The organism is Sphingomonas sp. Root241, from assembly GCF_001428865.1.
Taxonomy (GTDB): domain Bacteria; phylum Pseudomonadota; class Alphaproteobacteria; order Sphingomonadales; family Sphingomonadaceae; genus Sphingomonas.
Window position 1 is genome coordinate 2,024,050 of record NZ_LMIV01000001.1, and the last position, 24,085, is coordinate 2,048,134.

A 24,085-nucleotide genomic window follows, 5' to 3' on the forward strand; every position below is an offset into this window, starting at 1 on the left:
GCCCGATCGGGCGTGTTGCGATAGCGTTGTAGCCAACCAAAGGGTGACAGCGCGAGGGGCGCGCTGGGGGAGTATTTGATGGCATTCTCGGATCAGATCGGGCGTTTCCGAGCAGATAATCCATCGCCGCTCTACCTCCAGCTCCAGCAGCTCATTCGCGACGCGATCAGCTCCGAAATCCTCACTCCGGGCGATGCGATCCCTCCGGAACGCGACCTTGCCGTCGAGTATGAAGTGGCGCGCATCACCGTGCGCAAGGCGATCGTGGGGTTGGTGGAGGAAGGTTTGCTTACGCGGCGTCGCGGCGCGGGCACGTTCGTCACTGGCCGCGTCGAAAAAAGCTTCTCCAAGCTCTCATCGTTCACCGAAGACATGGCGGCACGCGGCCGCAAGGCCAGCAGCAGCTGGATCTCCCGCGCGCCCGGCACGGTGAATCCCGAGGAGGCGATGATGCTGGGGCTCTCGCCCGGCGCCCCGGTGCTGCGCTTCGCGCGCATCCGCTATGCCGATGACGAGCCGATGGCGCTCGAATTCTCGACCATCGCCGGTTACTGCCTCGCATCGGTCGATGTGGTGCAGGATTCGCTGTACGGCGCGCTCGAAAAGGCCGGCAATCGCCCGGTGCGCGCGCTGCAGCGGCTCCGGGCGGTGCCCTTCGGCGGCGAGCATGCCCGGATGCTGGGCGTCGATCCCGGCCACCCCGGCCTGCTGATCGAGCGGCGCGCCTTCCTGCGCGACGGTCGCCCCGCCGAGGTCACGCGCTCTTATTATCGCGGCGACGCCTATGATTTCGTCGCGGAGCTCAGCGACATCTAGAGCTGCCGAACCCCGCAGATAGTTGGTACTATACCATTCGCGCAGAATCCGTACCTTTTACGGCCCAGCCGCCCGCCTCGGCTCCTCCCATTTCGAGGCCACAAGCGGCAAATCCCTCCTAAAACACGACGGACAGCACGTTTATCGCGACGTGTGGAAAGATCGACCGATCGCTCAATTGGTATGCACTGGTTATGTCGATTGGTACGCCTCCTCGGTCTCGAACCGAATCGTGAGGAAGCGGCAAGCCCGGTGCGATCGTCAGCCGGGGGTTTGGACATCCACTGCGTCGGTGTCCGTGTTTTTGAAGGGGAATATTGTGATGCGTTTGCGACAGACGATCCTCCTGACCTCCGCCCTGACCGGCTTCGCCGCGAGCGCCCAGGCCCAACAGACCCCCGCCACGCCGCCCGCGACGACAACGCCGAGCGAAACCACCGCCCAGTCCGGCCCGGATGTCGCCGGCGAGGAGATCGTCGTCACCGGCTACGCCAGCAGCCTTCGCCAGTCGATCGAGCTCAAGCGCAACGCGAACGCCGTGATGGACGCCATCTCCTCCGAGGATATCGGCAAGTTCCCCGACCGCAACGTCGCCGAATCCCTGTCGCACATTCCCGGCGTCTCGATCGACCGCCGCTTCGGCGAGGGCGAGAAGGTCGCGATCCTCGGCACCGATCCCGCGCTCAACCGCATGTTGCTGGACGGACATGGCCTCGCCTCGGCCGATTGGGGCGGGAACGACAATGATCCCAGCAGCCGCACCTTCAACTATTCGCTGCTCGCGCCTGAATTGGTCGACCGGCTGGAAGTCTACAAGTCGCCCGAGGCGCGGATCGAGGAAGGCAGCCTCGGCGGCACCGTTATCGTCCGCACGCGCCGACCGCTCGACCTGAAAGCCAATTCGGTGTTCGCTTCGGGCGGCTATTCGTACAATGATCGCGCCGAGAAGGGGAACATCCGCGGCTCCGGCCTCTACAGCTGGAAGAACGACGCGGAGACGTTCGGCGTCCTCGTCGCAGCCACCTATGACAAGCAGAATCTCGTGCGCTCGGGCGTCGAGTTCTTCGGCTACGACAATGCCAATGGCTCCGGCAGCCCCTTCATGACGACGAACGGCGCGGGCCAGCGCGTGCTCAAGAATCCGGCCGCGGTGATCACCGGCGGATCGCTCGCCGATCTCGACAAGGCGGCATCGCCGTTCGGCATCAACTACGCCTATTTCCAGCAGAAGCGCGAACGGGTCAGCGTCGCCGGCACTGCGCAGCTGCGCCCGACCAGCGACCTGACGCTCACGCTCAACGGCACGCACATCGAAGGCAATTACAACAATTACAGCCAGTCGATGTACACGATCCCCGGCGCGTGGACCGGCGACGTACTCCAATCTGCCACCATCTCGAACGGCGTGGTGACCGATGCCAGTTTCGGCGCCGCCACCGGCCAGAGCGCGCAGCTCGACACGCTCGTTCGCCATACCAAGCTAAAGACCGACAATCTCAACTTCTTCGCCGACTGGGAAGGCGAGGACGGCGCCAAATTGTCCTTCGCCAGCGGCTGGAGCAAGGCGACCGGCGGGCGGAACCCCGAATATCTCTTCAACGTCCAGACCCGGCTGCCGTTCAGCTATTCGATCAGCCCGACCACGGCGGATGTGAATTTCGTCGGCGACCTCACCAATCCGGCCAATTATTTCACCAACCCGAACAACAATCCCGCGACGATCGAGGGCAACCCGGTGATCGTGAACGGGGCGCCGCTGAATGCCGCGCAGATCGGCGGCCTCGATTACAGCGTCACCACCGACAGCGACGTGTTCGCCGGCTTCGACGCGACGGTTCCGGTCGGCGGGTTCTTCACCCAGATGCAGATCGGCGGCCGCTTCACCCATCATATCAACCGCGTCGATGCGCGCGGCGTGAACAGCTATCTCCAGCAGTCGCTGCTCGGCTCGGAGCTCGGCGTCGACACGCTGGTGACCCCCGATGGTGTCTTCAGCGGCACGGGCGGCAGCGGCAGCGCGACGCAATATCTGAACCTGCCCGAGCAATCGGTCATCGATATCCTCGCCGATGCGATCAATTCGCCGCTCGTGGACAAGGTGGGCGCCTCGACCCGCGTGAAGGAGACGGTTGCGGCGAGCTACGTCCAGTTCAACTTCGAGAGCGGCGGGCTGCGCGGCAATATCGGCGGCCGGCTCGTCTATACCAAGAATGTGTCGCAATATGCGCTGGCGCTGCCGACGCTGGCCGATCCCAATCCGCGCCCGGTGCCGACCAGCACCGCGAACGATTATCTGAAGTTCCTACCGGCGTTCAACGTCGCTTATGAAGTCAGCCCGAAGCTGATCTTCCGCGGCGCGGCGGCCAAGGTGATCTCCCGGCCGCGCTATCAGGATCTGGCGGCGTCGATCACGCAGAACGACGTCACCTACGATGCGGGCGGCGGCAATCCCAATCTGAAGCCATATGAATCGACCAACTTCGAAGTCACGGCGGAATATTATCCGGCACCCGGCGCGCTGCTTTCGCTGGAACTCTATCGCCGCGAGATTTCCAACTACATCGTCAACACCCGCCGCGAAGGCGTCACGCTCTACAACTCGCTGACCGGCCAGCTCGAAAACCGGTACAGCGTGTCGCAGCCGGTCAATGGCGGCAAGGCGAAGGTCAACGGCGTGCTCGTCCACGGCCAGGCGGAGATCTGGGGCGGGTTCGGCATCCAGGCTAACTATGCCTATCAGGACAGCAGCACCTCGACGACGCTCGACACGACCGAGATCCTCAACCTCCCCTATCTCTCGAAGCACACCGTCAACATCATTCCCTATTTCGAGAAGGGGCCGTTCCAGGCCCGGCTGAGCTACAGCTATCGCTCTTCCTATTTCCGCACGATCGGGCGCCTCGGCTCGCAGGAAATGGTCGCGCCGTACAATCAGCTCGATGCTTCGGCCGCGTTCAAGCTGACCGACAACGTCACGATCAGCGTCCAGGCGCAGAACCTGCTCGACGAGACCTATCTGCAATATAGCGGCACGCCCGATCGTCCCTCGGCCTTCTACAAGAACGGGCGTACCTTGGTGGGCAGCCTGTCGTTCCGCATGTAGCGCGACACTGCATGCGGATTAGCGCGGCGCCGCATTCGTGCGTTGGTTTCGCCTGACGAAATCGACCATGAGCGGCGCCGCCGCGGCCGCGTGCGTTTCGAGCAGCTTGTGACCGCCATCGAGAATATGGGCTTCCATCCGCGGCAGCGCCTGCATCCATGTCAGGACCTCGGCAAGATCGAAGAACGGATCATGGCGGGCCCAGAACATCAGTGAAGGCGGCTGCCGGCGCTCGAGATATTCGGCGATTTCGTCGAACCGAGCAACGTAGTTCCCATAGTCCCTGACGAGCGCGCGCTGCGTCTCCATCCGACCCGGCAACTGCATCACCCGCCAGTCCTCCTCCCATATTTCGGGCGCGATCTGCGCCGCCACTTCCGGCGGCATCCCGCCGAGATATCCGTTGCGTATGCCCTCGAAGGTCAGATGCGCGGTCGAAGCCGCCTCGTTTTCGGGGTTTGGATGCGACCAATAGTCGATCACCGGGGCCCATGGCGGCCCGAGCCCGGTGCGATGCGCGTTGGCGTTCTGGACGATATGGCCCAGGACCTGTTCCGGCGCCTGCATGGCGATGTGAAACCCCACTGGCGCGCCGAAATCATGCAGGTAGATGTAGCGCGGCCCGATCGCGAGCCGATCCAGCAGCTCCGAGACGGCCTGGCCAAAGGCAGAAAACGAAGGCGTCGGCAGAACGTCTGATTCACCGAAGCCGGGCAGGTCCGGCGCGATCACATAGGTGATCTGCGAGAGCGCGGGCACGATCCCGCGGAAATAGTCCGCCGAGCCGGGAAAGCCATGCAGGAGCAGCATCGCGGGCTTGGATGCGTCGCCTGCCGTGACGAAGGCCAGCTCCGTGCCGCCGGACAGGCCAAGGCGTTGACGGGTCTCCGGGTGCATGTTCGGGTTCCTCTCAATCCTCTGCCCCTGCTCAGACGCGGCTGTGGACCCGTCTCAGGAAATCGCGCGTGAGATCGACTGCCTCTGCGACGCTGGTCTCGAGCAGCCAGTGCCCCGCGTCGAGCAGATGGAGTTCCGCCTCGGGCAAGTCACGCAGCCAGGCGCGCGCCGATTCCTCGGGCATATAGCCATCCTGGGGCCCCCACAGGATCAGCGTCGGCGGCGAATGCTCGCGCAACCACGCCTGGTAGCGCGGAAACCACGCAAGATTGTCCTTGAGGTCGTAGATGATGCCTGCGGCGATCTCCTGACGCCGCTCCGTCATCAGGGCCCAGTGCAGCTCCCAAAGATCGGGCGGAATCCGCTGGGCCAGTTCGGGACGGACATCGTTCAGGAACTCGTCCCTGAAATGGTCCTCCGAAATGGACTCGCGCAATTTGCCGAGCCCTTTCGCCCGCTCCATTTTCCAGATGTCCTTGAGCCCGGCATATTTGGCCCCGAGCACGTCTTCGTAGATGTCGCCATTCTGGACGATGAGCGCAGTGACGCGATCTGGATCGCGGATCGCGAGCCGGAGGCCAATCTGCGAGCCGAAATCATGGAGGTAGAGCGCGAAACGCTTCACGCCCAGTGTGTCGGTAAAGTCCTCCAGAAAGGAGGCGAAGCCGTCGAAATCATAAGCGAAGGCTTCGGGCGTGGCGCTGTAGCCGCTGCCGGGGAAATCGGGCGCGAGCAGTCGCCAGTCTTCGCCGAGATGGCGCATATAGTCCCTGAACTCATATGAGGAGCAGGGATAGCCGTGAGGAAGCAGCACGACCGGGGCGTTCGGCGGCCCCGCTTCCCGATAGAAGACGTCCACGCCGCCGACGTTCGTCCTGCGATGAAATACGGGAACAGGCATTCCGGCTCCTGACTGCATCCGGCCGGAACAACGGCGGGCGCGGGCGGCCGTTCCTTCTAGAAACCCGGTTCTCGTCACTATGTCATCGCGCCGTAGTGAACGGCCCCTAGCCGCAGCCGATCCAGATAAGGGGTTCGCAAAATGCACGTATCGGGCAAAAAAACTTACGCAGTGTCGCTTCTGGCATCCGCATGCGCACTGGCCTGCGCCCTGCCCGGCGTCGCCGCTGCGCAGGACGCAGGGCAGCCGGCCGCGCCTGCAGCGGAACCCGAGACCGACGTAGATTCGGCCGACGACATCGTCGTCACCGGCACCGCGCGTGCCCAGCGTCGCTTCGACGTCTCCTATGCGGTCAATTCATTGAGCCAGGAGGAAGTCCAGAAGATCGCGCCGAGGAACTTCGCCGACCTGCTCGGCACCGTTCCGGGCATCCAGGTGGAAGCGACCGGCGGCGAGGTGCAGAACATCACCCGCGTCCGCGGCATCCCGACCGACCGGGGCTATCTCATCTTCCAGCAGGACGGCCTGCCGCTCTATCATGAGATCGACGGCGTGTTCTTCAACTCAGGCGAAGGCATGAACCGCTACGACCTGATGACCGAGCGGGTCGAAATCGTCCGTGGCGGCCCGGCGCCGATCTATGCGAGCAGCGCCGCCGCGATCGCCAACAACATCACCGTGACCGGCGACGCCCAGTCGCGCGGCCGTGGGCAGCTGACGCTCGGCGACACCGGCCTGTACCGGCTCGATCTGATGCAGTCGGGGCCGATCGACGACCGGACCTATTTCGCGGTGGGCGGCTTCCTGCGCCAGCATGACGGCTATCGCGACAGCGGTTTCCCCAGCGACAAAGGCGGGCAGATCCGCGCCAATCTGAAACACGATTTCGACAATGGCTTCGTCAAGATCTCGGCGATGTACGTCAACGACCACAATCTGTTCTATTTGCCGATCCCGACCGCCGATCCGCGCAACCCGTCGGTCTCGCTCGATCCCTATATCGATTATCACACCGGCACGCTGAACTCGCCGGCGCTACGCGACGTCAATATCCGGTATCGCGACGGCACGGGTGCGGTGCAGACCCTGAACCGCGATCTCGCCGACGGCCGCTACATGCGCTTCTTCAACGGCGCGGTGGACTGGGAGGCCGATTTCGACGGCTGGCTGGTCTCCGCCAGGCTCGGCCTCACCAAGGGCAAGAGCGGCTTCGACGCTTTCTACTCGACCACCAATCCGGCCGACGCAGCCACCTTCGCCGCCGGCTATCTCCCTGCGGCGCGCGCTGCGTTCGGCGCCGGCGTCTCGCGGCTGGGCTATGCGATCGCGGGCAGCAACGGCGCGACGGCTTACGATCCCGCCACCGCCTCGGGGCTGATCATGTCGGGCCAGTATCGCGCGGTCGACGCCGATTTCTATTCGAGCCAAGCCGATCTCAGCGTCACCCGCAAGTTCGAGACCGGCTTCGGCACGCACGATGTCCGCGCCGGAATCTACGGCTCGGCTTATGGCGTGAGCAGCCGGCAGGTCTATCAGGACATGCTGATCGAAGTGCGGAGCAAGCCGCGGACGATCGACCTCGTGGCGTATTCGGCGGCCGGCGCGGTGCTCGGCTCGGTGACCCAGAACGGCGTGCTGCGCTATACGACCACGCTCAACCAGGGCGAGGGCAACGCGAAGATGGTCGCGGCCTATGCCAACGATACGTGGGAAATCACCAACGGGCTGCGGCTCGACGCGGGCGTGCGCAAGGAATGGTACGATTATGACGGCTATGCCCTGCTTTCGGCCGAAGCCAATCTGGGCGACGCGACTACGCTTGCCGACAACACCACCCGCGCCTTCACTGGCGCGTTCGTCTCGCGCAAGCTGAAGCCGTCGACGACCAATTGGACGGCCGGCCTCAACTATGATTTCACCGACAATCTCGGCGCCTATGGCCGCATCTCCAATCTCGAGGTGCCGCCGCAGCTCGGCGTGACGACGAGCACTGCGCCGACGATCATCAAGACCAAGGCGCGGCAATATGAAGCCGGCGTCAAGGCGAGCTTCGGGCGCAATTACCTCTACGTCACGGGCTTCTATACCAAGTTCGATCCGTTCAACGCCTCGTTCGTCGCGTTCAATCCGGTGACCGGGCGCAACGATCAATCGGTGCCTTTCGTCGGGGAGGCCATCGTCAAGGGCGTCGAAATCGACGGGAAGGTCGCGCCGCTGCGCTGGTTCGAGCTGACCGGATCGGTCACCGTCGCCGATCCGCAATATCGCAACCTCGAAAACACCTCGGGCGCGGATCCCAGCGCGGTCAACGGCAACCAGATCATTCGCGAGCCGAAATTCTTCGGCAATCTGCGCCCCGCAGTCCACTTCCCCATCGGCGAGGGTGAGCTCGAGATCGCCGGTCGCTACGAATGGGTCGGCCGCCGCTATGTCGACCTGTTCAACCTGACGGCGCTGCCCGCCTATCAGACCTTCGGCGCGAACGCGTCGGTTACCTACGGCCCGTGGCGCATTCAGGTGGTCGGCGACAATCTCACCAACGCGAAGGGCCTCACCGAGGGCAACCCGCGCACCGACCAGCTCGCCGGCCAGGGCGCGACCGACGCGATCTATGGCCGTCCGCTGTTCGGCCGCAACTTCCGCTTCATCCTGAGCCGGAGCTGGTAAGTTGCGTCACGCCGCCATCGCTCTCGCCGTCGCACTGGCCTGGGCGCCCGCGGCGGCCTGGGCGCAGGATCCCCGAGGCTATTCCGCGCCGTTCGCCGACTCGCTGGAGACGCGGGTCTTCCCGCTCTTCGCGATGCTGCGGGCGGCGGACGGCTGGGCGCAGGCGCTGCGCGTCGATCCGGTCCTTCGCCGGCTCGCGACGGAGCGCGCCGCACGTGTGCCGCAGGAAACGTGCACTCCGTCGCCGCAATGCCTTGCCGATGCGTGGGTCTGGACCGACGCCGACATCGCCGCGGTGGAGGCCCGGCTGCGGCTGCTCACGCGCGATCGCCGGCTTGGCGCGGCGCTTGTCGGTCGGCAGATGCGGCCTTCGGGACGGTTCGCACGCCACGAGGCCCTGGCCGACGCGGATCTCGTTGCCACCGCCTGGGGCGAGACGGCCGCGGCGGTCAATCGCGTGATCGCGATCTATGCCAAGGGGATTCCGCCGCGTTATCCCAAGATCGATGCGATCATCTTCGACACCGCCAGACCCGAATATGCCGACGTGCTGAGCGCGCACGGCGTCGCCACTGCGGCGCTGGGGCACGATGACGACCTCTTCTTCGACCCATCGCTACGCTACGCGATCGGGCTGCTCCAGATGAACGAGCGCACCGAAGCGGGTGCCTATCGACCGCTTTTGGGCGGCGAGAACGCCGCGGCAGTGCGCGCAGTCGCCGGAACCGACTGGCAGGCACGCCCTAATATTGCGCTGCTGGTGTTCGGGCACGGCCCCGAGGATGCGCAATCGCGCACCGGGGTGATGGGGCATATCCGCATGCGGATCGCCGCCGATATGTTCGCACGCGGGCTCGCGCCGTTCATCATCGTGTCGGGCGGCAACGTCCACCCCAACCGCACGCCGTTCAACGAAGCGATCGAGATGAAGCGGCTTCTCGTCACCGAGCACGGCGTTCCGGCCGACCGCATCCTGATCGAGCCGCACGCCCGCCACACCACGACCAATTTGCGCAATTGCGCCCGGCTGCTTCTCGCCGCCGGCTTCCCGGTCGATCGGCCGGCACTGGTCGTCTCGGACCACCGCACGATCCAGTATATCGGCGGCGACGAACTCGCCCAGCGCAACCTGCGCGAGATGGGCATCCAGCCGGGCCGCCTCGCGCTGGGGCCCGACCGGTTCAGCCTGCGCTTCACGCCCGCGCCGATCGCTTTCCACGTCGAGGCCGCCGACCCGCTCGATCCATGAGACGGAAAAGCTGAGACAGCGGCGATTGGCATAATGTTACGTTTGCCGGAATAGGTAATACCTCATATGCTAGGCCTATGGACCTGTTCGCCTCGTTTCACACCGCTCGCCACCTGGCCGCCCGGCGTCGTTCCATTGCTCTGATCGGTGCGGCATTTCTGCTTGGCGCCGCGTCTCCCGCGCTCGAAGCGCCCCGATTTGCGCACTGGATCGACGGCGCGACGGCGAACGAACCCGAGATGCAGGTCCAGATGGTCGATGCGGACACGTTCGTCATTCGCCAGTCGGTCGAAACCAACTTCGAGGCGCCCTTCCTCTATCTACTGTTCGGCAAGGATCGCGCTCTGTTGATCGACACCGGCGCAGGGGGACTCAAGATCCGCCCGACCATCGACCGGATAATTGGCGAATGGCGGGCGAAGCACGGCGACCGCCCGCTTCACCTCGTCGTTGCGCACTCGCACGGCCATGGCGATCATCATGCGGGTGACAATGAGTTTCGTGATCGACCCGACACCGACGTCGTGGGCGTCGCATCGGAAGACGTCGCAGCCTTCTTTCACATCACGAACTGGCCGGACGGTATCGCTCGCTTCGATCTCGGCGGGCGCGTTCTCGAAATCATCCCGACCCCCGGCCACCAGCCGGCGCACATCATGGTCTATGATGCGCGCACGCAGCTGCTGTTCTCGGGCGACATGCTCTACCCGGGGAGGCTCTACGTACCGCGCGACAAGTTCGACGAGTTCCGCGCGAGCGCCGACCGGCTCGCCGCCTTCGCGGCCACCCATCCGATTCGCGCGCTGCTCGGGGCACATATCGAGATGACCGCCACGCCAGGGCAGGACTATCCGATGAAGGCAGCGACGCATCCCTCGGAGCATCCGCTCCCGCTCCCGCCCTCGGCGATCGGGGAACTCCAGCAGGCGGTTGCAAAGATAGCTTCGGCGCCGATGGTCGATCGGCACGCCGATTTCATCGTCTACCCGCTTCCGCCACGACCCGCCTCCTGAGACAGCTGATCCTTCGCACAGAGCCATCAATTTTTCCCTTGAAAGCCTGCCAGGTCGGCCCGCCATCGAACTGTCCACGCCATTTCAACCGGCGCATGCCCGGCCTGAAGCGGAAAGACTGACGGTCCGCTCCCGGAAGCCTTCAAAGATTCATGAACAGCGGCATTGAGCGCAAAGCTGCCACTTGCCTAGATCGACTGGAAATAGTTGAGAGCGGCTGATCGGTTTCTGGATACCAGGAGCGGAAAGCAGCCATTTGGTCATATCCTCCGAACCGGGGGTTGTGGGTTTGGAACCAATTTGGAGGACGTGGACGTTTCCACCCGCGACAGGATCAGCGCGATCAGAAGCGGTAAGGTCAGGCCATGAAGGCAATGCGGATATTGCTGGCGACATTGGTGGCCGCCGGGCTGTGGGGGACGAGCGCGACGGCGCAACAGTCACCGGCCGAACTCTACGGCGATCTCTTCCGCAGGGTCCAGATCGAACATGTCTTCGATGACGGCAAGACTTTCGTCGACGCCCGGCCCCGCCGCGCGCCGGCGGAGATCATGGCCGATTATGCCCGCCAGCAGCCGCGCGACCGCGCGGCACTGCGGACTTTCGTACTCGCCAACTTCATCGTGCCCGGCGCGAATGATCGCCAGGCAACCGACCTGCGCGAGCACATCCGCACGCTTTGGCCGACGCTCGTGCGCCATCCGGTGGCGGCGCGTCCGGGCAGCTCCGCGCTGCCGCTGCCGGCGCCGTTTGTCGTGCCCGGCGGACGGTTTCGCGAGATGTATTATTGGGACAGCTATTTCACCATGCTCGGCCTGGCGAAGGACCGACAGCAACCGATGATCGAATCGATGCTGGCAGATTTCGTCAGCGTCATCGAGCGCTACGGCCACATCCCGAACGGCATGCGGACCTATTATCTCAGCCGGTCGCAGCCGCCATTCTTCGCGCTGATGCTCGACTTGTCCGAAGCGAAAGGTTCCACGCTGGCCGCGCAGCGGCTGGCGGCGCTCCGGCGCGAGCATGCGTTCTGGATGCGCGGTGCGGCGTGCATCACCCCCGACGGTGCTTGCGAACGCGTCGTCCGGATGCCCGATGGCAGCCTGCTCAACCGCTATTGGGACGACAAGGACACGCCGCGTGACGAATCCTATGCCGAGGATGTCGCCACCGCGGCCGCGGACAGGACCCGGCCGGCGGCGGTGGTGCAGCGCCATCTGCGCGCCGGCGCGGAGAGCGGGTGGGATTTCAGTGCGCGCTGGCTCCGCGATCCCGCAGTGCTCGCCTCGGTGCGCACCACCGATATCGTGCCGGTCGACCTCAACAGCCTCATGCTGGCGATGGAGCAGCGGATCGCCGCGCGTTGCCGGGCCGCGAAAGACCAAGGCTGCACGGCGGAGTTCACGGCGCAGGCGCAGCGGCGCAAGGCGGCGATCGATCGCTATCTCTGGGTGCCCGGCGAGGCGCGCTATGCCGATTGGGATCGGATCGCGGGCCGACCCACCCCAGTGGTTTCCGCCGCGGCGCTCTATCCACTGTTCGTGGGCGCCGCCTCGCCGGAACAGGCGCGAGCGACAGCCGCCACCGCGCGCAGGAAACTGCTCGCGCCCGGCGGGCTGCGGACGACGACCCTCCGCACCGGGCAGCAATGGGATAGCCCGAACGGCTGGGCGCCGCTGCAATGGATCGCGATCGACGGGCTCACCCGCTATGGCGAGAAGGAACTGGCGCGCGAGATTGCGCGGCGCTGGATCGGCACGGTCGCGACTGCCTATGCCGAGACCGGCAAGATGCTCGAGAAATACGACGTGGAGGAGCACCGGCCGGGCGGCGGCGGCGAATATCCGCTCCAGGACGGGTTCGGTTGGACCAATGGCGTCGTCAGCGCGATCCTCGAACGCTATCCGGACCTGAGCACCGAGAAGGTGCGCCCGACGCGGTGAGAAACGCGCCAGACCGCGCACGGGGCCGGGATCGGAACGCGCGTTTGCGGGTTGGGACCGGAAAAGTCGCGGGAGAGAGGCATGTCCATTTCGGAGCGCTTCAGTGTGCGCACCGGGCTGTTGCTAGGGGCAGCGGTGCTTCCAGCGGTACCGGCGCTGGCGCAGACCACCCCAAGCGAGACGCCACCGCCCGCCGAACAGAACGGAACCCCGGCCCCGACGCCACAGACCACCCCTGCGGCGCCGGCCGACGAGGCCTATGGCAACCAGGAGATCGTCGTCACCGGCCAGACGAGCCGCGATCGCCCGCTGATCACCGCTTCGGCCGACATCACCTATGCGACGCGCGCGGATATCGACCGCAAGGCGCCGCGTTCGACCGCAGACATGCTCGAGCTCGTTCCCGGCATCTTCGTCGAAGGCACGGCGGGCGAGCTCTCGAACAATTATTCGGTCCGCGGACTGCAGGGCGGCGGACAACGTTTCGTCCAGCTCGAAGAGGACGGGATGCCCGTGCTCTATCAGGGCGGCGGTGCCGACTTCTTCTTCTCGCAGGATCTGACCATCGACCGGCTCGAGGCCGTGAAGGGCGGCTCGTCGGGGGTGCTGACGGTCAACGGCGCAGGTGCCACGATCAACTTCATCTCGAAGCGGCCCAGTTTCGATGGGGCCGAGGGGATGGCACGCGCCACCGCCTATAATTACGGGCTCAAGCGCGGCGACCTCTATTATTCGGCGCCGATCGCCAACAATCTGGCGTTCAGCGTCGGCGGCTATTTCCAGAGCAGCCCCGGCGTGCGCAAGAACCCGTTCGACTATGACGGCTATCGCGTGAAGGCGATGCTCGAATATCGCTTCGACGGCGGCGGTTATCTGCGGCTCACCGGCAAGATCGGCGATCTCAAAACGGCCTATTATGCCGACCAGCCTTATACCTATAACAACGGCAAGCCCGGCAGCGTGCCCGGGCTCGACAAGCAATGGGACAATATCGGCGGCGGCGCCTTTGCGCGCCTCTCGGTGCCGGTATCGACTTTTGTCGAGCCCGACGGGCTCCGCGATTTCCGGCTGAGTGAAGGCGTGCGCGCCAGGACGAAGCAGCTGCGCCTCGATTTCGAGAAGCCGGTGACCGAGGGGCTCGATCTGTTCCTGCGCGCCCGTTATCTGGACTATAGCTACGACTTCAACGGGCTTTTCCCCGGATCTGGCACGGGCAATGCCGGGCTGACCAGCGCAGTCGATTATCTGACGCCGGGGCCGGATTCCCCGATCAACAATCTGCTCACTCTCGGCGCGGCGGCGTTCCCCGGCACCGCGCGCTACGGCATCAAGAATTTGCGCACCGGCACTGTCGTCGGATCGAACCAGACCGACATTTTGAACGGGCTGAACGGCAACGGCTTTCTGCAGCAGACCGTGCTCAACCACGATTATCTGAAGGGCAGCGATTTCGGCGCGAATGCCGGCTTCCGCTGGGAGTTCGAGAGCGGCGCGTTCAAGAATTCGCTGACCGCGGGCGTGCTTTATTACGATGTCCGCCGCAAGCAGAACCAGGCCGCCGTCGCCACCGTGGTCAACGATGTGCGCAACAACAGCGACATCTACGACATCGTCGCGCTCGACGCGAACAACAACGTCATCGGCACGCTGAGCGACAACGGCCTGATCTCCTATGGCGACTGGGGCGTCGGCATCCGCGAGCGCGACGACAAGTCGATGTCGGTCTATCTCAACGACGAGCTGTCGATCGGCGACAGCCTGCATATCGACGCCGGCATCCGCTGGGAGAGCGACGAGGCGAGGTTCCGCGACGGCCGCGCCGCCGCGGTCAACCAGCCGGTGCCGCCGGGCACGGCCGGCGTCATCCCGACGGTGGGCTCCACCTGGGACGGCACCTTCAACCTCACCCGGCGCACGCAGGAGGCGACGGCATGGACGGTCGGCGCCAATTACCTGATCACGCCGAACCTCTCGATCTATGCGCGCTATGCCAAGGGCTTCCAGACCAACAACACCGATCCGGTCACCGGGATCGAGCTTTACGAAGCCGGCGTCCGCTATCAGCTCGCCCGCTTCCTCAGCGCATCGGCGACGGTGTTTCGCACCAACTTCAACGACCAGTTCTACAATTTCATCGACCCCTCGGATCCGACCCAGCAGACCAGCTTCCTCGCGGACCTCAGCACAAAGGGGGTCGAGATCGATGCGGTGGTGCGGCCGGTCGACTGGTTCTCGATCGACTTCACCGGCGTGTTCCAGGATCCGAAGCTGAGCAACCTCCGGCTCAACGGCGTGCAGCAGCCGACCTATGACGGCAACCGGCCCGAGCGCACGCCCGCACAGCTCTATACGATCACCCCGGCGATCAAGCTGCCGAACGGGCTGGGCGAGGTCTTTGCGCGGTACAAATATGTCGGCAAGATCTTCGCGGATTCGGGGAACGGCGTGGCCCTGCCCGGCTATGGGGTGACGGGGGCGGGCATCAGCCTCAACCTGACGAAGAACCTGCAGTTGAGCTTCGACGCCGACAACATCTTCAACGTGACCGGCCTCACCGAAGGCAATCCGCGCCAGGGCCAGACGCAGAACGCGGCGTCGGGCTATTTCTACGCGCGCGGGATCGTCGGCCCGACCTATGGCGGCTCTTTGACGCTGAAATTCTGATGGGGGCGAGGTTCGCGCGAAGCCTGGCGACGGGGATGTGCCTGATGGCCGCAGCGCCCGGACCGGCACAGCGCGCGCCCGAGCTGGCCTATCAGTTGACCGAGGGACAGAACCTCAACGCCTTCGTCCGCGACGGCAAGGTCGCCGCGCATCTGCTGCTCCGCTCAGGCACCGACCCGCGCATCCTTATCGCCTTCCCGGCGGGGAACAGCGGCGTTGGGCTGTGGTTCGATCGGACGGCGGCGCCGGTGGCGTGGCGGCTCGAAGGCGCGCCGCAGCCGGTGACGCTGGCCGACGGCCGGGGCCGGCCGCTCTACGGCATCCGCGCGGTGGCGACCGTCACGGCACCCCGGCTCGCCGTCAAGCAGGCGGTACTGTCGAACGTGCGCTTCCTGCGCGACTATCAGGCAGTGGGCAAATTCCCGGCCGAAATCGCCGTGCCGATGCGCGTGGAGGGAGATCGGATAAGCTACGCGCGTGACCGGGTGGACGGCGCGCCGGGCTATCGGCTCGAGTTGCGCGTGATCGAGGGGCGGATCGACAAGGGAGGGATCGCTGCCGGCGCGAGCGGGCGGATCCGGCTGGAGATCGTCGCGGCGAGCGGGGACACGCCGCTGACCGGACTGACGCTCCCCGAATTGCTCAACGACCATGCGGCGGACGATCCGGCAGCGCGCAACGCGCTGCATTTCCTCAGCTATCGCGAGAAGTTCCTCGCCGGCTCATGGCGGTTCAACACCTATTTCGGACGCGACACGCTGATGTCGGTGCGCCTCCTGATGCCGGCGCTCCAGCCGGCAGCGATCGAGGCGGGGTTGGGCGCGGTGCTCGCGCGGCTCAACGAAGCCGGCGAGGTGGCGCATGAGGAGGGCCTCTCCGAATTCGCGATCCTCGACCGGCGCCAGCATGGCGGCAGCGGCGACGCGCCGACGCTCGATTATGCGATGATCGACGACGATTTCATGCTCGCGCCGGTGGCGGCGCACTATCTGCTCGACCGGGTCCGGCCGGACGCGGCGAGCACTTTTCTGGCAGGCAACGTCCCGAGCGAGACCAAGCCGGGCAGCTCCGAGCGCGCCGGTACCGCGATGGTGCGTAATCTGCGCTTCGTGCTCGCGCAGGCTCGGCCTTTTGCCGAGGCGCCGGGCGTCGCGCGGCTCGTCGCGCTCAAGCCGGGACGGACGGCGGGCCAGTGGCGCGACAGCGGCGACGGAATAGGCGGCGGGCGTTATCCGTACGACGTCAATGCAGTGTTCGTCCCCGCCGCGCTGGACGCAGCCGCCCGCCTGTTCCGGGCTGGGTTGCTCGACCCGTATCTGACCGCCGACGATCGGGCGGCGTTCGGCCGGGCCGATGCGATCGCCGGACTGTGGCGCAGCCGGGTGCCCGGGCTGTTCCGCGTCTCCGTTCCAGCCGCCCGCGCCGTGCCGATGATCCGCACCTATGCGGCGGGACTCGGCGTACCCGCCCAGCCCGCACTCGCCGCATTGGGCAAGACGCCGCTCACCTTCCACGCGATTGCGCTCGACGCGGCGGGCGCGCCGGTGCCGATCCTCAACTCCGACGAGGGCTTCGCCTTGCTCTTCGGCGATCCGGCACCCGCCGATCTCGACATTTTCGTCGACGCGATCATGCGACCTTTCCCGGCCGGGCTGATGACCGATATCGGCCTGCTCGTCGCCAATCCCGTGCTGGCGGACCCGGCGATGCAGGCGCGCTTCACGCCTTCGGCCTATCACGGCACCGTGGTCTGGTCGTGGCAGCAGGCGCTGCTCGCCGCGGGCATCGAGCGCCAGCTGGCGCGGAGCGGCCTGCCGGCAGCGACGCGCGGCCGCCTCCGCCAGGCGCAAGCGCGGCTATGGCGCGCCATCTCGGCGACACGCGCGCTGCAGAGCTCCGAGCTCTGGTCCTGGGCCTATGAGGGCGGACGCTATCGCATGGTGCCGTTCGGCGCGGGGCGGCAGGATGTCGACGAATCCAACGCTGCGCAGCTGTGGAGCACCGTCTATCTCGCCGTGCGGCCGCCGGCCGCCGCGCCCTGAATTTCCGCCAGCACCGCGTCGTGTAGCGGCAGCGTCTCGGCGGAGCGCGCGATCAGGTCGGCGACCTGCTCCAGCTGGGCTCGGTTGGTGGCGGGATCGAGCGTATCGGCGAGCGGATTATAGTCCTGAGCGAGTATGCCCTGGCCGTTGAGCACGGCGAGCCAGCTCGCTTCGCGGAACAGCTCGTCGCTGCCCACCATCACCCGGCCCGAGCGGCGATACTGCGCCTCGCGCTCGACCAGCGTCTCGGGCAGTTCCATGTGACGACACTGCTCCCAGATGGGATCCTGCCGATCCTGGGCATGGTAGTGGAGGATCAGGAAGTCCCTGATATTGTCCATGTCGGCAGCGAACAGCGCGTCGAAACGGCGCGCGAGTGCGGGATCGCAGTCGCGGTCCGGAAACAAAGTGAGCAGCTTGGCGATGCCGCTCTGGATCAGATGGATGCTGGTCGATTCGAGCGGCTCGAGAAAGCCGGAGGAGAGCCCGATCGCCACGACGTTCCCGAGCCACGCGCGCCGCCGCCGTCCGGCCGTGAAGCGCAGGAAGCGCGGCTCGGCCAAGGCTTCGCCGTCGAGATTGGCGAGGAGCGACGCGGCCGCCTCGTCGTCGCTGACGAACCGGCTGCCATAGACATAGCCGTTGCCGGTGCGGTGCTGTAGCGGGATGCGCCACTGCCAGCCCGCTGGCCGGGCCGTGGCGCGCGTGTACGACGTGGTCGCCGCCACGCGTGCGCAGGGCACGGCGACGGCGCGATCGCACGGCAGCCAGTGCGACCAATCGTCATAGCCGGCCTGCATCACGCCCTCGATCAGCAGCGCGCGGAACCCCGAGCAGTCGATGAACAGTTCGCCCTCCAGCCGGTCGCCGCGCGACGTGCCGAGCGCAGTGACGAAGCCGGTCTCCGGATGCTGCTCGACCCGCTCGAGCTTGCCCTCGATCCGGGTCACGCCGTTCGCTTCGGCGAGCCCGCGGAGGTGCTGCCCATAGAGGCTGGCGTCGAAATGATAGGCATAGCCGAGGGTCGAGAGGATCGATCGGGCGTGGTTCACCGGCTTGGCGAAGCGGCCCTCCAGCGCCAGCCGGTTCGCCAGCGAAAAGGCCGACAGCGGCAGGTCGAGGCCCTCGGCCCGCGCCTTCAGCCAGCGATGATGGAAAGAGACGCCCGGCAGCGGGATGCCATATTGGCCGAAGGGATGGAAATAATGCTGGCCGGGCCGCGCCCAGTCGACGAACTCGATCCCCAGCTTGAAGGTGGCCCCGGTGGCACGGAGGAAGGCGGCCTCGTCCAGCCCGATCAGCTCGTTGAACCAGTGGATCGTCGGGATCGTCGCCTCTCCGACTCCCACGGTCCCGATCTCATCCGATTCGAGCAGGGTGATCGAAAGCCGCTGGCCGAAGGTCCGCGCGAGCGCCGCGGCGGTCATCCAGCCGGCGGTTCCTCCGCCCAGGATGACCACCCGTCGGATCCGCCCTGTTCCAGCCTCGTCGATATGCGCCACCTGATACCCTTCGCGAGCAAGGCCATGTCCGTGCGACGCGAACATAGCCCGGCGAGACCAAATTGTGCAGCGCCGTCAGGTGTCCGAATCCGGCGCTCGCGCAGACTGGTTCGGATGGCGGAAGCCGCCGCCGGATTGCTATTCCTCTTGTCGGAAAACCTGCTGATGCGACGGTCCGAGACCGTACAGCCATGGTGAAGAGCCATCCCCCTCCCCTCGCGAAACCGGTGCTGCGACCGTCGGCCGATCGATGTTTGACGCCAAGCCGGGACGGGTCTCCGAGAGCGAGTGGCAAGCGATGTGAGCGCCGGCAACAATTTGTTGCAATCCAATTCTGCTATTGATACGCGCTCGCAATAAACTCTGATGCTCTCAGTTAGGACTTCCCAATTGGCTATTCGTGCACCGCTGACCTTGGAGGGCGCCTTCCTTCGCCTACTCACCACGACAGCCATCGTGCTGCACCTGTCACTTCCGGCGCACGCCGCAGCCGACGACCCCGACCAGGACAGCCCTATCGTCGTCACTGGCGTCCGCGAGCACGACGGCTACGTTCCGCAGGACACCGGAGCAGCGAAAATCGCGATCCCGCTCAAGGACCTGCCGCAGTCAGTTGCGGTTGTCCCGTCCGAAGTGCTGCGCGACCAGCGCGCGCTGTCGCTCCAGGACGCGCTCAAGAACGTGCCCGGCGTGTCCTTCTCGCACGGCGACGGCCAGCGCGACCAAGTGACCATCCGCGGCTTCACTGCGATCGCCGACCAATATGTCGACGGGTTCCGCGACGACGGCCTGTATTTCCGCGACTTGTCGAACGTCGAGCGGGTCGAGGTGGTGAAGGGTCCGGCAGCTGTGCTTTACGGGCGCGGATCATCGGGCGGCCTCATCAATCGCGTTACCAAGAAGCCCAATGTCAACATCATCGGCGGCGCCTTCACCTACGGCTCGCACGATATCGCGCGCGGCGAGATCGACCTCGGCCTGTTCGACGGGCAATCGGGTGTCGGCTTCCGCCTGACCGGCGCGCTGGAGGACAGCGGCAGTTTCCGCGACCAGCAGTTCGTCAAGCGCGTCGCCCTCGCACCCTCGATATTGCTGGGCGCAGGCAAGGACACCACGCTCCTCATCCAGGCCGACTATCTCCAGGACCGCCGCCTAACCGATTTCGGCATCCCCGCGATCAACGGGAAGGTCGTCCGCGTGCCGCGCTCGAGCTATTACGGCGCCGCCAATGCCCACGACGTGGACGTTAGCCGCTCCGAGGTGCTGTCGCAGACGATCACGCTCGAACACCGCTTTTCGGACGCGCTGTCGTTCCGCAACGGTTTCCGGCACTATCGCTATACGCTCGACCGCCACAACACCAACGCGACCGCAGTCAACGCCGTCGCAGGTACGGTCAGCCTGTCGCACGGCGGCATCCTGCGCGATGAAGACGGCTGGTCGAACCAGTCCGAACTCACGCACAAATTCGAACTGGGCGGCACTCGGCACACCGTCCTCTACGGTGTGGAGATCGCCCGCCAGGTCAAGGATGCCGAGACCATTCAGGCGCGCGTCGTCGCCGTGACGCCGATCCTGGCTCCGGTCCTGCCCACGCTTTCCAATGCGAACTTCACCACCCTCAGCGCCAAGTCGGCATCCGCCTTCGACACGCGCGGCCTGTATGTGCAGGATTTCATCGAGCTCGGTGCGGGCTTCAAGGCACTGCTGGGCGTCCGCCACGACTGGTTCGTGCAGAAAACGCAGCTCATCATCCCCGCCCGCGCCACACCGCTCGAGCGCACCGACAAGAAGTGGAGCCCGCGTGCCGGCCTAGTCTTCCAGCCGGATGATGCGCAGTCCTATTACGCGTCGTGGAGCACCAGCTTCCAGCCGTCGGCGGAGACCTTCGCACTGGCGGCGAATAACGCCGACATCGCACCGGAGAAGACCACGAACAACGAGATCGGCGCGAAGTACAGCCTGCTCGACAATCGGCTGAGCATCCAGCTCTCCGGCTTCATCCTGCGCCGGACGGGGATCAAGGGCAGCGATCCCGCCAATCCGCAAATCGTGGTGCCGATCGGCACCCAGCGCACGCGCGGCGTGGAAGTCTCGGGCGCGCTCGACCTGCCCTCGGGATTCCGCGCGATCCTGGGGTACGCTTATCTGGATGGCCGGGTGACGGCGTCGGCCAACCCCCTTTTCCTGGACAAGGGCGCCACCCTGACGCCGAAGCATGCCGCCAATGCCTTCGTCGCCAAAAGCTTCGGCGAGCGGTTCGGCATCGGTGCAGGCGCCAACTATGTCGGGGACCGCTGGGCCGATCCCGCCAATACGACAGTCCTGGACCATTATTTTACTGCCGACGCGATGGCTTGGACACAGGTCGGTCCGGCACGGCTGCAGCTCAACGTCTACAATATGTTCGACAAGGACTACATCGTTTCGGGCCATGGCACATCACCGATCCTGAACCTGCCCGGAGCGCCCCGCACCGTTCTCGCAACACTGCGCTTCGGGCTCTGACCCCTTCTGCATTGTCGTTGTTCACGCTGTTGAGCGCCCGCACCATTACGCGCTGCGGCATGATCTACGGGACCGACAGTACGCCCGTTGATCCAGCCGGTTGTCGCAGCGCCGCTTGAAGAGATCTCCATCGGCTGGCGAAACGATTTTGACGGCGGCCAGTCCGATACCGACGCCGTCAGGCCTTTGGCGGGCAGTCGTTCGTCGAACCGCATTTACCGTTCATCGTCCGCCGCAGCGATTGATAGAACGGACCGCCCTGTTGATCGAAGAGCGCGCCGCCTCGCGGGTGCGATCGAATATCCATCAGTCGTCGCCCTCCAAGGGCGATTGATGACTTGGACAGCATGGGAACAATGTGATGCGTATTGTACATTTGGGACTGTTGTCGCTCGCTTTTTTGGGTTCGCCCCATTTCGCCGAGGCGGCTACGGCCAGTACTACCATGAAGCAGTCGGACAAGGCCGTCGTCTCCACGCACGACCTCGACCTTTCGACCGATGCGGGGTTCAGGACAGCGCGCGCGCGTATCCGCCGCGCGGCGGAACGTGTTTGCGGCGACTATCCGCGCGTTGGTCTATTGCCGCCAACCGAGATCGCGCGCTGCCGCGCGACTGCGGCGCGCGAAGCAGGTGCTAGGGTTGCTGCATTGGCTTCGGGCGCGCGTGATGATCGCGCTGCCTTGACCGATGCAGGCAAGCGGGGCCGATAGCCGGCTCCGGTCCGACCGTACGCTCGCGCGTCATGGAGGTGAGGGGACTTACCGGCCCGCCAAGGCCTTCACCGTCGCGAGATAGGAGCGGCCGATCCGGACATCGGCTCCATTGGCCAGGATCGCGTACCAGATCCCGAGTCCGTCGTGGCGGAGTTTGGCGATGAAGTCGCGCCTGACGATCGTCGAGCGGTGGACGCGGATGAACCTGGCCGGGTCCAGCCGGCGCTCGAGGTCGCCCAGCGTCTGGTGGAGCAGGAAACTGCGCGACCCGACCTGCAGGGACATGTAATCACGCATCGCGTCGATCCGATCGACATCGATCGCCGCGATGCGCACCATTTCCGAACGATACGGAACCCAGAATTCCTCGATCCGATCGGACTGCGTGGTGGTAGCGCGGTGTTCGGGGCTGCCGATCTTCCTGCGCGCACGCGCAACCGCCCGGACTAGTCCTTCGGACGTCACCGGCTTCAACAGATAGTCGACTGCGGCAACATCGAATGCCGCCAGGGCAAAGCCGTCAAAGGCGGTACAAAAGACGATGGCGGGTGGCTGCTCTCCGGCGGAGAGCGACTTCGCCACACCCATGCCGTCCACTTCCGGCATGGCGATGTCGAGAAGCACGAGGTCGGGCGACAGCGCCTTCGCCAGTCGCAGCGCGATCTCCCCATCGGACGCTGTCCCCACCAGCGAAAGGCTGGGGACGTGCGCGCAAAGCATGACCAGCCGTTCGATCGCGAGCGGTTCGTCGTCCACGATCAGCGTGCGCAAGGCGGGTTCAGCGTTCATCGAAGGTCAACGGCATGGCGAGGTCGACGAGAAATCCGCCGGGATCGAGCGGGCGGGCGCGGCAATAGCCGTCCCGGCCGAACCGCGCAGCGATGCGATCGGCGACGTTGCGCAAGCCCAGGCCGGTTCCTCCGACGGTCTCCTTGCCGGCCGCTCCGGGTTCGCCGTCGTCCTGCACCGACAAAAGGAGAAAGCCCTGCCGGTCGCTCGCGCGGATGCTGATCGTGACCGGTCGGCGCGATCGCGACACACCGTATTTCACGGCGTTCTCGATTAGCGGCTGCAAGATCAATCCGGGGACGAGGGCACCGCGCAGGTCATCCGGCAGATCGATGGCGAGGCGCAGGCGGACGGGAAACCGGACCTGTTCGATCTCGAGATAGAGGCGCTGGAGCCGAATTTCTTCCTCCAGCCGCACATCCTCGCTCGGGTCGCCGACCAGGCTGGCCCGGAAGAAGCTCGAGAGATTGATGATCATGCGCTCGGCGGAGGGGCGCCTGTCAGCCATGACCAGTGAGGACAACGAGTTGAGCGTGTTGAACAGGAAATGCGGGTTGACCTGGTACCGCAGCGCCCGAAGCTCGGCCGCCTGCGCCGCGGCACGGAACGCAGCGTTCTTGCGTTCCAGCGCGCCGACCTCCGCGGCATAGCGAAGCGCCAGGTAGAGCGCTGCCCAGCCGACGAAGAAGAAATAGCTGTTGACCGCGCTATCCGCGATCATCTTGGTCACTTCCATATTGGTGTCGTCGGCATTCGTTCCCCCGACCTGCACCATCATCCGGCCCGCCGGCTGGGGTTGCTCCGCACCGGAGGGCGCTTTGTCCGCACGGGCGGCGGGCGCGGACCATGGTGATTTCACGACCTCGAACACCACCCAGTCGGCAGCCGAAAAGGCCAGTGCCGCAGGCGCAGCCAGCAGGCCTGCGACGATCATGCCGCGTCGCAGCGAGTTCCTTACAACCCTGCGCAACACCAAATAGAGCAGGTAGGTGAGCCCCATGCTGAAGACCATGAGCACGAGGTGCCGCGCCAGGGTGTCGAGCTGGCAGGCCTGTCCCATGACCGCCGCCCGCAACGTGACGATGGCGCAATAGAACAACCAGAAACCGGCAATCGACAGCAGGGCGACACGTGGCGAAAGGGCAGGTTCGTCGTGCGGGTCCGCAGCAAATTCGTCAAGCATGGTGGACCATAGCGTCAGGCCGGCGGCGGTGAGAAGATGGCGCAGTGTCGCTGATCGAAGACCATCGAACATTCATCGAAAACACGTGGCCGC

At 65.4% G+C, this 24,085-nt stretch carries 15 protein-coding genes; 10 read left to right on the top strand and 5 right to left on the bottom strand.

The annotated features are described in order from the left end of the window. The first annotated feature begins 78 nt into the window (after positions 1-78). Complete coding sequence (locus tag ASE13_RS09380; RefSeq protein ID WP_056613820.1) at positions 79-816, top strand: GntR family transcriptional regulator; 738 nt, start codon at positions 79-81, stop codon at positions 814-816. A gap of 322 nt (positions 817-1,138) precedes the next feature. Further along, the gene (locus ASE13_RS09385) at positions 1,139-3,919 is read left to right on the top strand and encodes a TonB-dependent receptor (protein ID WP_056613823.1); all 2,781 of its coding nucleotides are present in this window, start codon (positions 1,139-1,141) and stop codon (positions 3,917-3,919) included. A gap of 18 nt (positions 3,920-3,937) precedes the next feature. Here the strand turns inward: ASE13_RS09385 and ASE13_RS09390 are convergent, their stop codons facing one another. Both ASE13_RS09390 and ASE13_RS09395 read right to left on the bottom strand, forming a co-directional pair. Then, a complete protein-coding gene (locus ASE13_RS09390; RefSeq protein ID WP_056613826.1) occupies positions 3,938-4,816 on the bottom strand; it encodes an alpha/beta fold hydrolase in 879 nt (292 codons plus the stop codon). A gap of 31 nt (positions 4,817-4,847) precedes the next feature. Further along, the gene (locus ASE13_RS09395) at positions 4,848-5,717 is read right to left on the bottom strand and encodes an alpha/beta fold hydrolase (RefSeq protein WP_056613829.1); all 870 of its coding nucleotides are present in this window, start codon (positions 5,715-5,717) and stop codon (positions 4,848-4,850) included. A 171-nt stretch (positions 5,718-5,888) separates the two neighbouring features. Between ASE13_RS09395 and ASE13_RS09400 the strand changes: the two genes are divergently transcribed. The 6 genes from ASE13_RS09400 to ASE13_RS09425 all read left to right on the top strand — a co-directional run bounded on the left by ASE13_RS09400 (position 5,889) and on the right by ASE13_RS09425 (position 17,295). After that, positions 5,889-8,384 (top strand): TonB-dependent receptor, encoded by a 2,496-nt coding sequence (locus ASE13_RS09400; RefSeq protein WP_414885306.1) that lies wholly within the window; start codon positions 5,889-5,891, stop codon positions 8,382-8,384. A gap of 1 nt (position 8,385) precedes the next feature. After that, a complete protein-coding gene (locus tag ASE13_RS09405; protein ID WP_056613836.1) occupies positions 8,386-9,633 on the top strand; it encodes a YdcF family protein in 1,248 nt (415 codons plus the stop codon). Positions 9,634-9,710: 77 nt separating this feature from the next. Then, complete coding sequence (locus ASE13_RS09410; protein WP_056613839.1) at positions 9,711-10,646, top strand: MBL fold metallo-hydrolase; 936 nt, start codon at positions 9,711-9,713, stop codon at positions 10,644-10,646. Positions 10,647-11,011: 365 nt separating this feature from the next. After that, positions 11,012-12,589: an alpha,alpha-trehalase TreF gene (gene treF / locus ASE13_RS09415; RefSeq protein WP_056613843.1), complete on the top strand. Its 1,578-nt coding sequence runs from the start codon at positions 11,012-11,014 to the stop codon at positions 12,587-12,589. Between the two features lie 81 nt (positions 12,590-12,670). Further along, on the top strand, positions 12,671-15,253 hold the full coding sequence (locus ASE13_RS09420; protein ID WP_082596506.1) for a TonB-dependent receptor: 2,583 nt from the start codon (positions 12,671-12,673) through the stop codon (positions 15,251-15,253). Between the two features lie 44 nt (positions 15,254-15,297). Continuing rightward, entirely contained in the window at positions 15,298-17,295 is a 1,998-nt protein-coding gene (locus tag ASE13_RS09425) for a hypothetical protein (RefSeq protein WP_156404799.1), read from the top strand. On the opposite strand, the gene ASE13_RS09430 is transcribed toward ASE13_RS09425, so the two are convergent. Continuing rightward, positions 17,259-18,797, bottom strand: a complete 1,539-nt coding sequence (locus ASE13_RS09430; RefSeq protein WP_268801289.1) for a tryptophan halogenase family protein — start codon at positions 18,795-18,797, stop codon at positions 17,259-17,261. The genes ASE13_RS09425 and ASE13_RS09430 overlap by 37 nt on opposite strands. Positions 18,798-19,187: 390 nt before the next feature. Between ASE13_RS09430 and ASE13_RS09435 the strand changes: the two genes are divergently transcribed. Further along, on the top strand, positions 19,188-21,305 hold the full coding sequence (locus ASE13_RS09435; RefSeq protein WP_235536901.1) for a TonB-dependent receptor: 2,118 nt from the start codon (positions 19,188-19,190) through the stop codon (positions 21,303-21,305). A 361-nt stretch (positions 21,306-21,666) separates the two neighbouring features. Further along, positions 21,667-22,017 carry a UrcA family protein gene (locus ASE13_RS19415; RefSeq protein WP_082596512.1) on the top strand — a complete coding sequence of 117 codons (351 nt, stop codon included), beginning with the start codon at positions 21,667-21,669 and terminating at the stop codon, positions 22,015-22,017. A 48-nt stretch (positions 22,018-22,065) separates the two neighbouring features. Here the strand turns inward: ASE13_RS19415 and ASE13_RS09440 are convergent, their stop codons facing one another. Then, positions 22,066-22,809, bottom strand: coding sequence for a LytR/AlgR family response regulator transcription factor (locus ASE13_RS09440; protein ID WP_056613853.1), 744 nt, complete (start codon positions 22,807-22,809; stop codon positions 22,066-22,068). Continuing rightward, positions 22,799-23,992, bottom strand: coding sequence for a sensor histidine kinase (locus ASE13_RS09445; protein WP_056615049.1), 1,194 nt, complete (start codon positions 23,990-23,992; stop codon positions 22,799-22,801). The genes ASE13_RS09440 and ASE13_RS09445 overlap by 11 nt, the downstream gene beginning before the upstream one ends. Between the last annotated feature and the right edge of the window lie 93 nt (positions 23,993-24,085).

Coding starts and splice junctions, on each gene's coding strand:
- ASE13_RS09380 (WP_056613820.1), top strand. CDS start 79: ATGGCATTCTCGGATCAGATCGGGCGTTTCCGAGCAGATAATCCATCG.
- ASE13_RS09385 (WP_056613823.1), top strand. CDS start 1,139: ATGCGTTTGCGACAGACGATCCTCCTGACCTCCGCCCTGACCGGCTTC.
- ASE13_RS09390 (WP_056613826.1), bottom strand. CDS start 4,816: ATGCACCCGGAGACCCGTCAACGCCTTGGCCTGTCCGGCGGCACGGAG.
- ASE13_RS09395 (WP_056613829.1), bottom strand. CDS start 5,717: ATGCCTGTTCCCGTATTTCATCGCAGGACGAACGTCGGCGGCGTGGAC.
- ASE13_RS09410 (WP_056613839.1), top strand. CDS start 9,711: ATGGACCTGTTCGCCTCGTTTCACACCGCTCGCCACCTGGCCGCCCGG.
- treF (WP_056613843.1), top strand. CDS start 11,012: ATGAAGGCAATGCGGATATTGCTGGCGACATTGGTGGCCGCCGGGCTG.
- ASE13_RS09420 (WP_082596506.1), top strand. CDS start 12,671: ATGTCCATTTCGGAGCGCTTCAGTGTGCGCACCGGGCTGTTGCTAGGG.
- ASE13_RS09425 (WP_156404799.1), top strand. CDS start 15,298: ATGGCCGCAGCGCCCGGACCGGCACAGCGCGCGCCCGAGCTGGCCTAT.
- ASE13_RS19415 (WP_082596512.1), top strand. CDS start 21,667: ATGCGTATTGTACATTTGGGACTGTTGTCGCTCGCTTTTTTGGGTTCG.
- ASE13_RS09440 (WP_056613853.1), bottom strand. CDS start 22,809: ATGAACGCTGAACCCGCCTTGCGCACGCTGATCGTGGACGACGAACCG.
- ASE13_RS09445 (WP_056615049.1), bottom strand. CDS start 23,992: ATGCTTGACGAATTTGCTGCGGACCCGCACGACGAACCTGCCCTTTCG.